Source organism: Rugosimonospora africana (assembly GCF_016862975.1).
GTDB classification, from domain to species: domain Bacteria; phylum Actinomycetota; class Actinomycetes; order Mycobacteriales; family Micromonosporaceae; genus Rugosimonospora; species Rugosimonospora africana.
The window spans coordinates 22,248-35,339 of record NZ_BONZ01000117.1 but is presented as its reverse complement, the minus strand read 5'-3'; the positions used below and the strand labels follow the sequence as shown (position 1 = coordinate 35,339).

The window sequence follows — 13,092 nt, the reverse complement described above, 5'->3', positions numbered from 1 at the left end:
GGACACCGACCTGGTCTCCGAGACCGAGGGCGGCATGCCGATCCTTGTCGACCTCGTCGAGGAGTTGGGCTCCGACGCCTACGTGTACGGCCACGTGAACCTCAGTGGCGCCGATGAGCGGTTCGTCGTTCGTACCGACGGGCGCAGCACCCCGCGCATGGGCGACACCGTGTTCGTGAAGCCGCGCGTCGGTCACCACCACGCGTTCAACGCCGACAGCGGTGTGCGCATCTAACATTCCAGCGCCCAACAACGGGGCGATCTCCTGTAACGGGAGGTCGCCCCGTTTGCTGTAGGCGTCCCTGACCTTGCCGCAGGATCTCAGGTCGGCAACAGTTGTGAACGCTCACACCGAAACGGTTTCGGTCGCATGTCCCCGGGACTAGGATCTCCCTCAACACCAACTTGGGTCGTTTTTGATCTGAATAACGTGCCGGTGTGACACATGCGTGCATAGCGCACTCCGGCATGGCACGTCGCTATACGTCATCGGGTCGCGATGGGCACGCCCCGGCTCCTCGCCCCGGGCACAGCCTCCTGGTGGCGATCGATTCCACTACGACGGCCGGTCTGCCAGCGGGCACACCGGCCGTGGCGATCGAAGGGACGAGAGGTGTCATACAACGAGGATTCGTCGCTCGCACTTCCTGGCGCGTCACGGCGCACGATGCTGCGCGGCGCCGGCCTGGCTACGGCCGCGGCGAGCCTGGCCGCCCTCGCGGCGTGCAGTAACGACAAGACAAGCTCCGGTAGTGGCGGCCACGGAAGCTTCCCGAACACTCCCAAGTGGAAGTTCGTCTTCGTCAACCACGTGACGACGAACCCGTTCTTCCAGGCCACTCAGTACGGCATCCAGGACGCGTGCGACCTGCTCGGCTGCACGTACCAGTGGACCGGCTCGGAGAGTTCGAACGTCGCGCAGATGGTGGAGGCGATGAACACCGCCGTCACCTCGAACGCTGACGGCATCGCGGTGGCGCTGGTCGACCAGAGCGCGTTCAATGACCCGACGCAGCAGGCGCAGGCCAAGGGTATTCCGGTGGTGTCCTACAACGCGGACGTGACGACGAACGGCCGGCTGGCCTACGTCGGTCAGGACCTGTTCGCGGCCGGCCAGGCGATGGGACAGCGCATCGCCGGGCTGTTCCCGAACGGCGGCGACGTCGCCATCTTCATCGCGACTCCGGGCTCCCTGAACATTCAGCCCCGGGCCGACGGCGCCAAGGCCGCGCTTCAGGCGTCGGGTAAGCCGTTCAACGTCCGGCAGGTCACGACCGGCGCCGACGTCAACCCGGAGCAGGCCGCGATCGACGCGTTCACCCAGGGCAACAAGAGCTTCAAGGGCCTGTTCGCGGTCGACGCCGGTAGCACCCAGGGCATCGCCAACGTGATGCGCAAGTACAACCTGCACCAGCAGGGCTACCACGGCGGCGGGTTCGACCTGCTGGTCCCGACCGAGCAGGCGATCTCCGACGGGATCCTGGACTTCACCATCGACCAGTCGGCCTACATGCAGGGTTTCCTGCCCGTGCTCTACCTGTACCTGTACAAGCTCTCCGGCTCCCTGGTCAGCCCGCCGGCCACCGACACCGGCCTGAAGTTCGTCACCAAGGATCTGGTCGCTCCCTACCTCAAGTCGCAGAACCGGTACGAGGGCAGCTCGCCCAAGCAGCAGTACCTCCACTCGTAACTGAATGGGCAAACATCGTGACCGAACAATCCGTGCCGGCCAAGGATGACGCCAGCGCGGGCGGGACGGTTCCGACCCAGCGAAACGGCGCCGGTACCGCGACCGAGTCATCGGTAGCGGCACCGGCGCCCATCGCGGGTCGCGGCCGACTGGCCTCGTGGGGCGCCTCGGTACTCCGGCTACGTGAACTCAGCGTGGTCATCGTGGTGATCGCGCTCATCATCTACTTCCAGGCTTCGAACTCGGCGTTCTCGTCCTCGTCGAACATTGGCAACATCGCCAACTTCGCCTCGGCAGCCGCGATCGTCGCGGCCGGCGAGGTCTTCCTGCTGGTGTGCGGCGAGATCGACCTGTCCGCGGGTATGACCTTCGGCCTGGTCCCCTTCATCATGATGGCCGCGAACGACGACGGCGTACCGATGCTCCTGTCGGTACTCATCGCGTTGCTGGTGGCCGCGGTCATCGGGCTGTTCAACGGCCTGGTGAACCAGCTGCTGCGGCTGCCGTCGTTCATCACCACGCTCGGCACGCTCTACCTGCTGCACGGCGTCACGCTGAAGGTCTCGAACAACTTCCCCCGACCGGCACCGCAGGACGGCACGCTGATGCAGATCCTCGGCGCCTCGAAGTGGTCCGAGTTCATCTGGGCTGTCGCGCTGTGCGTGGTGATGCAGGTGGTGCTCACGCAGACCAGCTGGGGAGCCCAGACCATCGCGACCGGGGCCAACATGCTCGGCGCGTCGGAGGCGGGCATCCGCACCCGGCTCGTGAAGATCCGGGCGTTCATCATCGCCTCGACCTTCGCCGGGCTCGCCGGCATCCTGGACGGGGTCCACATCTCGCACTCGTTCGACCCGAACGCCGGCGGCAACGACCTGATGTTCGAGGCGGTCGCGGCCTGCGTCATCGGCGGTACCGCGCTGCTGGGTGGCTCCGGCACCGTGATCGGCGCGTTCTTCGGAGCGCTGCTGCTCGCCGTGCTCCAGGACGGTTTCAACATCCAGGGCATCAACGCCACCACGTTCATCGTGATCGAGGGTGTGGCGATCCTGCTCGCCATGGTGCTCAACACCCAGCTGTCCCGGCTACGCCGCGGCGCGAAAGAGGGTTGACGCATGACTGATCCGAAGGGGTCGCTTGACCGCGACACCTCGTCCCTCGGTGCCGCTGGCGGTCCGACCTCCGTCGGCGCCACTGGCGACCCCGTGACGGCAGACTCCACCACACCAGCGGCTCCGCCGGCCATCAGGGCGGAGAACGTCGGCAAGAGGTTCGGCCAGGTTCAGGCTCTGCGCAACGTCAACCTGACCGTCGGCCGGGGCGAGGTCCTGGGCCTGATCGGCGACAACGGTGCCGGCAAGTCCACACTGATCAAGATCCTGACCGGCTTCCACCAACCGACCAGCGGGCAGATCTACATCGACGGGCAGCCGACGAACCTGCACTCGGTGCAGCACGCCCGCTCGCTGGGCATCGAGACGGTGTTCCAGGACCTCGCGCTGATCAACACCCTGCCGGTGTACCTCAACCTGCACCTGAACAAGGAGCCCAGGTTCGGGCCGTTCCTGCGCAAGTCGCTGATGCGGCGCAACGCCCGCCGGTACCTGGACGACATCGGCATCAACATCCCGTCGGTCAACGCCGAGGTGGCCAACCTGTCCGGCGGGCAGCGGCAGGCCATCGCGGTGGCCCGGTCGGTGTACTCCAACGCGCGGATCCTGTTGCTGGACGAGCCGCTGGCCGCCATGGGGGCGAAGGAGGGTGGCATCATCCTCGATCTGATCCAGATGCTCCGGTCCCGCGGCGACCTGTCGATCATCATGATCGCGCACAACTACACCCAGGTGCTGGACGTCTGCGACCGAGTGAACCTCCTGCAACACGGGGAGATCACGTTCGACAAGAAGGTCACCGACACTTCGGCCGAGGAGCTGCTCGACCTGGTGGCCAACGAGTACCGGGTCGGCGGCAGCAAGGCCAAGGACCGCGGCAAGTACCTCGCGGAGATCCGCGACAACAAGTAGCCGCCGGCACATATCAGCGATGAGCACGTACCAGCGATAAGAGAGCACCCCGGCGCCGAGCGGGCGCCGGGGTGTCGCGTCTCAGGCCGCGGCGGCCCTTCGCCGGGCCACCTCGGCCAGCGCGACCGCCGCCGCGACCGACGCGTTGAGCGATTCGACCTCGGACGCCATCGGGATGCCCACCCGCAGGTCGCAGGTCGCCCCGACCAGCCGGGACAGGCCCCGGCCCTCGGAGCCGACGACCACCACGAGCGGCCCGACCGCGGCCTCCAGTTCGTGCAGCGGCGTCTCGCCATCGGCGTCCAGGCCGGCGACCAGGAACCCCTCCTCCTGGCACCGCTTGAGCGTCCGGGTCAGGTTGGTCACCTGCGCGATCGACACCCGAGCCGCCGCGCCCGCGCTGGTTCGCCACGCGGTGGCGGTCATCCCGGCCGCCCGCCGCTCGGGAATGATGACGCCCTGCGCGCCGAAGGCGGCGGCCGAGCGGACGACCGCGCCCAGGTTGCGCGGGTCGGTCACCCCGTCGAGCGCGACCAGCAGGGGCGGCGTCGCCTCGACCGCGGCCGCCAGCAGGTCCTCGAACGGCTCGTAGGCGTACGGCGGTACGGACAGTCCGATGCCCTGGTGCAGTACGCCACCGGTCATCCGGTCCAGCTCGGCCCGGGACACCTCGAGTACCGGGATGCTCCGGTCGGCGGCGGTGCGCACCGCTTCGTTGATCCGGTCGTCGATGTCGATGCCGAGCGCCAGGTAGAGAGCAGTCGCCGGCACGCTCGTGCGCAGCGCCTCGACCACCGGGTTGCGGCCGACGAGCAGCTCGGGCGCGTCCTTGGCGGGTGCCGACCGGCGACCCGGGGAGACGCGTGGGCCGGCCTTGCGGGCTGCCGGAGCGGCGCCCTTCCGGCCGCCGGTCGACTTGCCGCCGGTCGTCGACTTGGTGCCCGGCTGGCCGATCTTGGGTGCCCGGCCCTCCGCGGCGGCCGCCCGGCGCTCCTTGTCCTGCTTCCAGGCGGTGCGTTGGGGCAGCGGTTCGTCGCCGGAGTAGCCCTTGTGCCACGGCCGCTCGTCGGCGGGCAGGGTGCGGCCCCTGCCCTTGAGGCCGGCGCGGCGCTGGCCGCCCGAACCGACGCTCGCGCCCTTCTTGGACGTGACGCGCCGACCGCGGCGCTGCGAGTTACCGGCCATCTGCGATGCTCCAACGTGGTCCATGGGGGGTGTCTTCGACAACGACGCCGGCCTGCCGCAACTGGTCGCGTACGGCGTCGGCCGCGGCCCAGTCCTTCCGGCCCCGGGCCAGCTGGCGCTGTTGCAGGGCGAGCTGCACGAGAGCGTCCACTGTGGACGTGAGGTCGGCGGCGGCGCCTCCGGCCGCGGCACCGGACCAGTGCGGGTCCAGCGGGTCGAGGCCGAACGTGTCCAGCATCCCGCGTACGGCGGCGAGCCCCTCCTTGACGTCCCCGTCGGCGGAGAGCGCGGCGTTGCCCAACCGTACCGCGTCGTGCACCACGGCCAGCGCGCGCGACGTGTTCAGGTCGTCGTCCATCGCCTCGACGAACTCGGCCGGCAACTCGCCCGGCTCGACCGCACCGACCCGTTCCACGGCACGGCTGACGAAGCTCTCCATCCGGCGGTACGAGGTGGCCGCCTCCTGGAGCGCGGACTCCGTGAAGTCGATGATCGAGCGGTAGTGCGGCTGGGCCAGGTAGTAGCGCAGCTCGACCGGACGGATGCCCATGCCGACGATCGCGTCCAGGTCGATCACGTTGCCGAGTGACTTGCCCATCTTGTTCGCGCCGAGGTTGAGCAGGGCGTTGTGCACCCAGTACCGGGCGAATGGCAGGCCGGCGCTGCGGGACTGGGCCACCTCGTTCTCGTGGTGCGGGAACAGCAGGTCCAGGCCGCCGCCGTGGATGTCGAACTCGGCGCCGAGGTACCGCCAGCACATGGCCGAGCACTCGATGTGCCAGCCCGGCCGGCCCCGCCCCCACGGGCTCGGCCAGTATGCCTCGGCCGGCTCGTCGGGCCGCTCGCCCTTCCACAGCGCGAAGTCCACCGGGTCACGCTTGGCGCGGGCCGGCGCGTCGGCGGCCGGTTCCATGGCGTCGGGACGCTGACCGGACAGTGCGCCGTAATCGGCATAGGAGCGGACATCGAAGTACACATCGCCGGAGCCGTCCGGAGCCGGGTACGCGTGGCCGCCCTCGATCAACTGCGCGATCAGCTGGTGCATCTCGGGGATGTGGCCGGTGGCCCTGGGTTCGTACGTCGGGGCGAGCACGTTCAGCGACCGGTACGCGGCACCGAGGGTCAGCTCGTTGCGGTACGCGATCGACCAGAACGGCTCACCGTGCTCGATCGACTTGGCCAGTACCTTGTCGTCGATGTCGGTGATGTTGCGAACCATGGTGACCTTCAGCCCCGAGCGCATGAGCCAGCGACGCAGCACGTCGTTGTTCACTCCGGAGCGAAGGTGGCCGATATGGGGGCCGGACTGCACGGTGAGACCACACAGGTACATGCCCACCTGACCGGGGATCAGCGGGACGAAATCCCGCGCCGATCGGGTAGCGCTGTCGTACAGCCGTAGGGTCACCCTCAAAGGGTAGCCTCCGCGACGATTCCGGATCGTCCGGATACCTGGCCGGCGCCGTCCGGGCGCTACCCTCCCGGTGTGGAGGAGACCGCGCAGACCCTGGATCGCGGCCTGCGCCTGCTACAACTCGTGGCGGACGCCCCCGGAGGGCTGACCGTTACCGAGGCGGCGAACCGGCTCGGCGTCGGGCGCTCGGTCGTCTACCGGCTGGCCGCGACGCTGGCCATGCACGGCATGATCCGCCGTGACGACGGCGGGCAACTGCGGATCGGCGCCGGCGTGCTGCACCTGGCCCGGCGTGCCCAGCCGCTGATCGCGGACGCCACGCTGCCGGTGCTGCGCCGGCTCGCCGAGCAGGTCGGCGCGACCGCGCACCTGACCGTGGCCGACGGCGCCGGGCAGCGGCCGACCGGGGGGCCGGGCCTGAGGGACCAGGCGGCGCCGGGAGAGGCCGTCGCGCTGGCGGTCGTCGAACCGAGCTGGACCGCGCTGCACGTCGCCTACCGTGCCGGTTCCCGGCACCCGCTCGATCACGGTGCGGCCGGGCTGGCGATTCTCGCCGGGCGGCGAGGCGAGTCCGGCTGGGTCGAGACCAACGGCCAGCTTCAGGCCGGCGCTTACGGCATCGCCGCGCCGGTACTCGGCGTACCCGGGCTGGAGGCGAGCGTCGGCGTGGTCGCCCTCGCCCCGCTGGACGCGCAGGTGGTCGGGCCTGCGGTCATCGGGGCGGCGGCCGCGACGGCGCGGGCGCTGGCGCCGCGTACCGGAAACTAGCGCAGGACCGGACTTAGGGCGTCTCCGTCTCCTCTTCCAGGATCATCTCGTACAGCGTCTGCGGCGGCTCCGCCGGCCGCGAGGTCAGCCGCCTGGCCGTCGCCCGCCGGGGAGCGGGCAGTCCCGTGCGGACCGCGACCGCGACCACCGCCGTGCCGTACGCACAGATCTCCACCCACATCGGCGAGATGACGCGGTGGTCGAAGCGCATGCCGATCACGGCATTGGCTCCCGCGTTGCGGGCGTGGAACGCCATCCGCTCCACTGCTTCGCGCCGCCCGGCGATGAGGTACTGCTCCCCGGCCTCGGAGAGGCTGCCGGACAGCGAGCGGACGCCCTCCGTGAACTTGTTCTGCGGGCGGGCGGTCACTCCGACCACCTCGCCGACCACCCCACGGATCTGGTACCCGGGAAGGTCATCAATGGTGACAATCAGCACGGATCTCTACACCTCGATTACTGACCAGTCATGCGCAGCACGTTCAGAATGTCATCCAGATCGAGGTCGCCGTGCCCTCTCGCGAGAGCCGCCTCGCGGATTGTCGTACGCGACGCGAGCGCCTGCTTCGCGATCGCCGCCGCCTCGTCGTACCCGACGTACCGGTTCATCGGCGTGACGATGGCCGGGGAACTTTCCGCGTACTCGCTGGTCCGGCGCTCGTCGGCCTCCAGCCCGACCACGCACCGGTCCGCGAACAGCCGGCTCACCGAGGCCAGCAGCCGGATGGATTCCAGCAGGTTGCGGGCCATCACCGGCAGCATCACGTTGAGCTCGAAGTCGCCCTGCGAGCCGGCGAACGCGACCGCCGCGTCGTTCCCGATCACCTGGGCGGCCACCTGCCGTACCGCCTCGCACACCACCGGGTTCACCTTGCCCGGCATGATCGACGAACCCGGCTGGAGGTCGGGGATCCGCAGCTCTCCCAGCCCGGTACGGGGGCCGCTGCCCATCCACCGGATGTCCCCGGCGATCTTGTGCAGCCCGACCGCGATGACACGCAGCTGGCCGGACACCTCCACGAGCGCGTCCTGCGCCCCCTGCGCCTCGAAGTGGTTGCGCGCCTCGGTGACCGGCAGCCCGGTGAGCTCCGCCAGTCGCTCGATCGCCAGCCGGGCGAAGTCCGGCGGGGTGTTGATGCCGGTACCGACCGCGGTGCCGCCCAGCGGCAGCTCAGCGAGGCGGGGCAGGCACGAGCGCAGCCGCTCGACGCCGTACCGGATCTGCGCCGCGTACCCGGAGAACTCCTGTCCCAGCGTGATGGGGGTGGCGTCCATCAGGTGGGTACGGCCGGACTTCACCACGCCCGCCCACTGCTCCACCTTGCCGTCCACGGTGGACGCCAGGTGTTCCAGAGCCGGGATCAGGTCCCGGGTGACCGCGGCCGTGGCAGCCAGCCGGATCGAGGTCGGGAAGACGTCGTTGGACGACTGCGACGCGTTGACCACGTCGTTGGGGTGAACGGGCTCGCCGAGCCGGCGGGCGGCCAGCGTGGCGAGCACCTCGTTCATGTTCATGTTCGAGGACGTACCGGAGCCGGTCTGGAACACGTCGACCGGGAACTGGTCGTCGTGGTCGCCGCCGGCCACCTCCCGCGCGGCCTCGATGATCGCGTCCGCGACCGCCCGCGGGACGACGCCCAACGCGGCGTTCGCGTGGGCCGCCGCCGACTTGATCTCGGCGAGTGCGGCGATGTGCGCCCGTTCGAGGCCACGGCCGGAGACCGGGAAGTTCTCCACCGCCCGCTGCGTCTGCGCCCGCCACAACGCGTCCACCGGGACGTTGACCTCGCCCATGGTGTCGCGCTCGACGCGATATTCGACCATGAGTTCATCCTGCCCGTACGGCAGGCAACCGGCCACCGGAGACCGGTCGGTCTCCGGTGCACCGCTCAGAGCTTCTGGTACTCCTGCTGAAGCAGGGTTTCGGAGACACTCACCTTCAGCGGCGGCAGCTGCGCGATCGCGATCACCAGCACCACGTCGCCGTTGAGCCCGATGCTGATCACCCGGACGTAGCCCTGGGAGTCCTTTTCCGGCTTGGCGAACGACTTCCCCTGCGGGACTCCGTTCACATCCGTGATGTTGTTCGCGGTGTATTCGGTGCTGGTGCCCTCGATGTCCGAGTCGAAGAAGCTCTTTGCCTTTTCCGTCTCGCCGAACTGGTAGAGCCGGACATCCACGGTCGTGTTGTCGGCGGTCACCCAGCAGCGGACCGCGCCGCCCTTGAACTTGTAGCTCTCCAGGTCTTTCTTGCGGTTCTCGGGGTCGCTGCTGAGCTTCGACGCCTGGTCGAGGCTCAGGGACTCGTTGGTGCCCTCTTCGTCCGAGCACTTCTGCGCGCCGCTCGGCATCGGCACCAGGTAGCTGCGCAGGTCACCGGTGTGGGTGGAGCCGGTGTCCGTGCCGCTGCCGCCGTCGCTGGGCGCGACGGACGGGGTGTCGCTCGGCCCGCCGGTGCCCTGGGCGACCGGCTTCTTGTCGTGGTTGAACGCGAACGCCGCGGCGACGCCACCGCCGACGACCAGCACCAGGAGCACCGCGACGACCGCGACGATCACGCCGGTCTTGTTGCCCTTCGGCGGCTCCGGCGGGTAGCCCGGGTATCCGGGGTACTGCGGCTGCGAAGCGCCGTATCCCTGCTGGTGCGGGTAGCCCTGCGCGGGCGGGTACTGCTGCTGCGGCGGGTATCCGGGCTGCTGGCCGGGGTATCCACCGGGGTACTGCTGCTGGGGCGAGTACGGCGAGGTGGGCTGGTACCCGGTGTTCCCGGGATAGCCGTGCTGCTGGCTCGGGTCGTGGTATGCGGGGTCGCCGTACGTCGGGTCGGGATAAGCCGGCGGGTATCCGCTCGGCTGATACGGGTCGGCGGGCGGTTGCTGCCCGGGATCGTTCGACGGACCAAACGAGTACGGAGGGTGTGACACGCGCGCTATTGTCTTTCGCCTCAGCCGGCGCGGACAAGCCGCAAACCGGTCACATGTTAGACACGTCGACCGACGGTAAGCACCGGCTTACTGGTCTCCGCGAAGAAGTCATTGCCCTTGTCATCGACCACGATAAATGCGGGGAAGTCCACCACCTCGATCTTCCAGACCGCTTCCATGCCCAGCTCCGGGTACTCCAGCACCTCGACGTGGGTGATGCAGTCCTGCGCCAGCCGGGCCGCCGGCCCGCCGATCGAGCCGAGATAGAAGCCGCCGTGCTCCTGGCAGGCCCGGGTGACCTGGCCGGACCGGTTGCCCTTGGCCAGCATCACCAGCGAGCCGCCCGCCGCCTGGAACTTCTCCACGTAGGAGTCCATCCGGCCGGCGGTGGTCGGGCCGAAGCTGCCGCTCGCGTAGCCCTCCGGGGTCTTCGCCGGACCGGCGTAGTAGACCGCGTGGTCGCGCAGGTAGTCCGGCATCGGCTCGCCGGCGTCCAGCCGCTCCGCGATCTTCGCGTGCGCGATGTCCCGCGCCACGACCAGCGGGCCGGTCAGCGACAGGCGGGTCTCCACCGGGTACCGGGACAGCTCCGCGCGGATCTCGCTCATCGGCCGGTTGAGGTCGATGTTGACCACCGGTCCCTCGTCGAGGGCGACGTCGGGCAGGAACCTGGCCGGATCGGTCTCCAACTGCTCGAGGAAGACACCCTCGGGTGTGATCCGGGCCAGTGCCTGCCGGTCCGCCGAGCAGGAGACCGCGATGGCGACCGGGCAGGACGCGCCGTGCCGGGGCAGCCGGACCACCCGGACGTCGTGGCAGAAGTACCGGCCGCCGAACTGCGCGCCGATGCCGAACTGCCGGGTCAGCTCCAGTACCTGCGCCTCCAGCTCCAGGTCCCGGAAGCCGTGCGCGCTCATCGAGCCCTCGGTGGGCAGGTTGTCCAGGTACTTCGCAGACGCGTACTTGGCCGTCTTGAGCGCGAACTCGGCACTGGTGCCACCGATCACGATGGCCAGGTGGTACGGCGGGCAGGCCGCGGTGCCGATGAGCCGCAGCTTCTCCTCCAGGAACTGCATCATCCTGGTCGGGTTCAGCAGTGCTCTGGTTTCCTGGTACAGGTACGACTTGTTGGCCGAGCCGCCGCCCTTGGCCATGAACAGGAACTCGTAGCTGTCCGGGTGCGCATCGCCCGCGTAGAGCTCGATCTGTGCCGGCAGGTTCGAGCCGGTGTTCTTCTCGTCCCACATGGTCAGCGGGGCCAACTGCGAATACCGCAGGTTCAGCCGGGTGTACGCGTCAAAGACGCCCCGGGCGATGGCCTCCTCGTCGGTGCCGTCGGTGAGCACGTACCGGCCGCGCTTGCCCATCACGATCGCGGTGCCGGTGTCCTGGCACATCGGCAGCACCCCGCCGGCCGCGATGTTCGCGTTGCGCAGCAGGTCCAGGGCGACGTACCGGTCGTTCGGCGACGCGGCCGGGTCTTCCAGGATCGACCGCAGCTGGGTCAGGTGCGCCGGCCGCAGGAAGTGTGCGATGTCGTGCATCGCCGTATCGGTGAGCAGAGTCAGCGCCTCGGGCGCGACGGTGAGGAACCGGCGCCCGCCCGGCCCGTCGACGACGTCCACGCCCTCGGTGGTCAGCAGGCGGTACTCGGTCTTGTCCTCACCCAACGGCAGCAGCGGCGAATACACGAAATCCGGCACGACTGCCACCCTACTCGCGGCGACCCGGCGTGATCGATCAGCCGGCGCTGCCGTGGTACGTGAGGTACCCGACCCGCAGCCCGATGTGGACCACCAGCCCGTTGTCGGCGTACCCGAGGAGTGTCGCCCCGCTCTCCACATCGATCAGCGTGCCGCCCTGCGTCGCCACGACGACGAGCCGGTTCGCCCCCGGATCGGTGAACAACACCACACCGGGGCCGAGCGCGACCCCCACCGACTTCCCCTCGTCCCGGGTCCACAGCGTCGACCCGCCGCTCACCCGTACCGCCCGGATCTTCCCGCCGCCCGCCGAGCGGACCAGCAGCGTCCGCCCGTCCGTGGTCACCACCGTCTCGTCGTTGGCCAGCTGATACGCCCGCGATCCGGTGGACGCGTCGAGCAGCACGTGGCGGCCGTCCGGGGCGACCGCGTCCAGCAGGCCGCCCTCGCCCATGGGGTCGGTGCGCTGCTCGCAGGCCAGCCCGGAGGAGGTCTTCAGGTCGTACCCGTCCAGGTGCCAGGCCCGCCGGTCGCCGTCCGGATCGCGGCCGTCCACGCTGAACCGGCAGCTGCCGTTGCGCGGCACCGCGCTGTTGACCACGACCCGGTCTCCGGCCACCACGACCCGGGTCGTCTTCGTCGGCTGATAGGTGTGCAGCCGACGGCCGCTGGACGTGGCCACCACTTCCACCTGCCCGTCGATCGGCAGGCCGAGCAGCGGCGGGGCCGCCTGCGGCGGGCGGGTACCGGCGTCGTCGTCGAACGGGCGCGCCACGGCCAGCCGGTGGTTCGCCCCACCCAGCGGCCGCGCGTTGCCGGTCAGCGTGGTGGTCCACCGCTTCGACCCGCTCTCCGGCGAGCGCCCGGTGAGCTTGCAGGTCGTCGCCTCCGGGCAGGTGAGGTCGACGATCAGGTTCGTGTACGCCCACACGCCGATCGCCGAGCCGTCCGACCAGCGGACGGCGCCGGTATCCGGGTCGACCGCGTCGTACCCGTGTTTCCTGCCGGTACGGCCGACGACCACCACGTCGTTGCCGGTGCCCCCGACGGCCACCCAGGCCGCGTCCCGGTACCAGAGCTTGTCGCCGCTGGACAGCCGGTGCGCCTCGACTCCACCCCGCGAGGTCACCACCACGGCGAAGTCGGTGGCGGCGGCCGCGACCGGCTGGTCGCCGACGCTCGTCTGCCAGGTGGGCTCGGGGGTACTCAGCGAACTGAACTGGGCGCCGAGCTTGGTGAACCAGTTGCCGACGCTCGGCAGCAACTGCCAGCCGGTGAGCAACGAGTAGACGATGACGAGGCCGATGACCCCGAGCACAGCGAGGAATCCCACGAAACGTCTGACGAACCGGCCCTTCGCCATCCGCACACCGTAGCCGTGTCG

Annotated in this window: 11 protein-coding genes and 1 pseudogene; 5 read left to right on the top strand and 7 right to left on the bottom strand. The window is 69.6% G+C overall.

Annotation, left to right across the window (positions count from 1 at the left end):
- From Raf01_RS46305 to Raf01_RS46290, 4 genes and pseudogenes are all read left to right on the top strand, one after another.
- Positions 1–235, top strand: a pseudogene (locus Raf01_RS46305) (sugar ABC transporter ATP-binding protein); the annotation flags it as partial.
- 378 nt (positions 236–613) lie between these two features.
- Entirely contained in the window at positions 614–1,690 is a 1,077-nt protein-coding gene (locus Raf01_RS46300) for a sugar ABC transporter substrate-binding protein (RefSeq protein ID WP_239134522.1), read from the top strand.
- A 17-nt stretch (positions 1,691–1,707) separates the two neighbouring features.
- Positions 1,708–2,802 (top strand): ABC transporter permease, encoded by a 1,095-nt coding sequence (locus tag Raf01_RS46295; protein ID WP_203924551.1) that lies wholly within the window; start codon positions 1,708–1,710, stop codon positions 2,800–2,802.
- A gap of 3 nt (positions 2,803–2,805) precedes the next feature.
- Positions 2,806–3,714, top strand: a complete 909-nt coding sequence (locus tag Raf01_RS46290) for an ATP-binding cassette domain-containing protein (protein ID WP_203924550.1) — start codon at positions 2,806–2,808, stop codon at positions 3,712–3,714.
- An 81-nt stretch (positions 3,715–3,795) separates the two neighbouring features.
- On the opposite strand, the gene rlmB is transcribed toward Raf01_RS46290, so the two are convergent.
- Together rlmB and cysS are read right to left on the bottom strand one after the other, a co-directional pair.
- A complete protein-coding gene (gene rlmB / locus Raf01_RS46285; protein ID WP_203924549.1) occupies positions 3,796–4,899 on the bottom strand; it encodes a 23S rRNA (guanosine(2251)-2'-O)-methyltransferase RlmB in 1,104 nt (367 codons plus the stop codon).
- Positions 4,889–6,307, bottom strand: coding sequence for a cysteine--tRNA ligase (gene cysS / locus Raf01_RS46280; protein ID WP_203924548.1), 1,419 nt, complete (start codon positions 6,305–6,307; stop codon positions 4,889–4,891). The genes rlmB and cysS overlap by 11 nt, the downstream gene beginning before the upstream one ends.
- A 24-nt stretch (positions 6,308–6,331) precedes the next feature.
- Here cysS and Raf01_RS46275 point away from each other — a divergent pair, with 24 nt between their 5' ends.
- A complete protein-coding gene (locus Raf01_RS46275) occupies positions 6,332–7,081 on the top strand; it encodes an IclR family transcriptional regulator (protein WP_203924556.1) in 750 nt (249 codons plus the stop codon).
- A 13-nt stretch (positions 7,082–7,094) separates the two neighbouring features.
- Here the strand turns inward: Raf01_RS46275 and Raf01_RS46270 are convergent, their stop codons facing one another.
- The 5 genes from Raf01_RS46270 to Raf01_RS46250 form a co-directional block, all read right to left on the bottom strand.
- Complete coding sequence (locus Raf01_RS46270) at positions 7,095–7,520, bottom strand: YbjQ family protein (RefSeq protein ID WP_203924547.1); 426 nt, start codon at positions 7,518–7,520, stop codon at positions 7,095–7,097.
- A 17-nt stretch (positions 7,521–7,537) separates the two neighbouring features.
- Positions 7,538–8,905 carry a class II fumarate hydratase gene (locus tag Raf01_RS46265; RefSeq protein WP_203924546.1) on the bottom strand — a complete coding sequence of 456 codons (1,368 nt, stop codon included), beginning with the start codon at positions 8,903–8,905 and terminating at the stop codon, positions 7,538–7,540.
- A gap of 65 nt (positions 8,906–8,970) precedes the next feature.
- Entirely contained in the window at positions 8,971–10,005 is a 1,035-nt protein-coding gene (locus Raf01_RS46260; RefSeq protein WP_203924545.1) for a hypothetical protein, read from the bottom strand.
- 56 nt (positions 10,006–10,061) lie between these two features.
- Entirely contained in the window at positions 10,062–11,708 is a 1,647-nt protein-coding gene (locus tag Raf01_RS46255; RefSeq protein WP_239134521.1) for a fumarate hydratase, read from the bottom strand.
- Between the two features lie 37 nt (positions 11,709–11,745).
- Positions 11,746–13,071 carry an outer membrane protein assembly factor BamB family protein gene (locus Raf01_RS46250; protein WP_203924543.1) on the bottom strand — a complete coding sequence of 442 codons (1,326 nt, stop codon included), beginning with the start codon at positions 13,069–13,071 and terminating at the stop codon, positions 11,746–11,748.
- Positions 13,072–13,092: the final 21 nt, after the last annotated feature.

Coding starts and splice junctions, on each gene's coding strand:
- Raf01_RS46290 (WP_203924550.1), top strand. CDS start 2,806: ATGACTGATCCGAAGGGGTCGCTTGACCGCGACACCTCGTCCCTCGGT.
- rlmB (WP_203924549.1), bottom strand. CDS start 4,899: ATGGCCGGTAACTCGCAGCGCCGCGGTCGGCGCGTCACGTCCAAGAAG.
- Raf01_RS46250 (WP_203924543.1), bottom strand. CDS start 13,071: ATGGCGAAGGGCCGGTTCGTCAGACGTTTCGTGGGATTCCTCGCTGTG.
- Raf01_RS46265 (WP_203924546.1), bottom strand. CDS start 8,905: ATGGTCGAATATCGCGTCGAGCGCGACACCATGGGCGAGGTCAACGTC.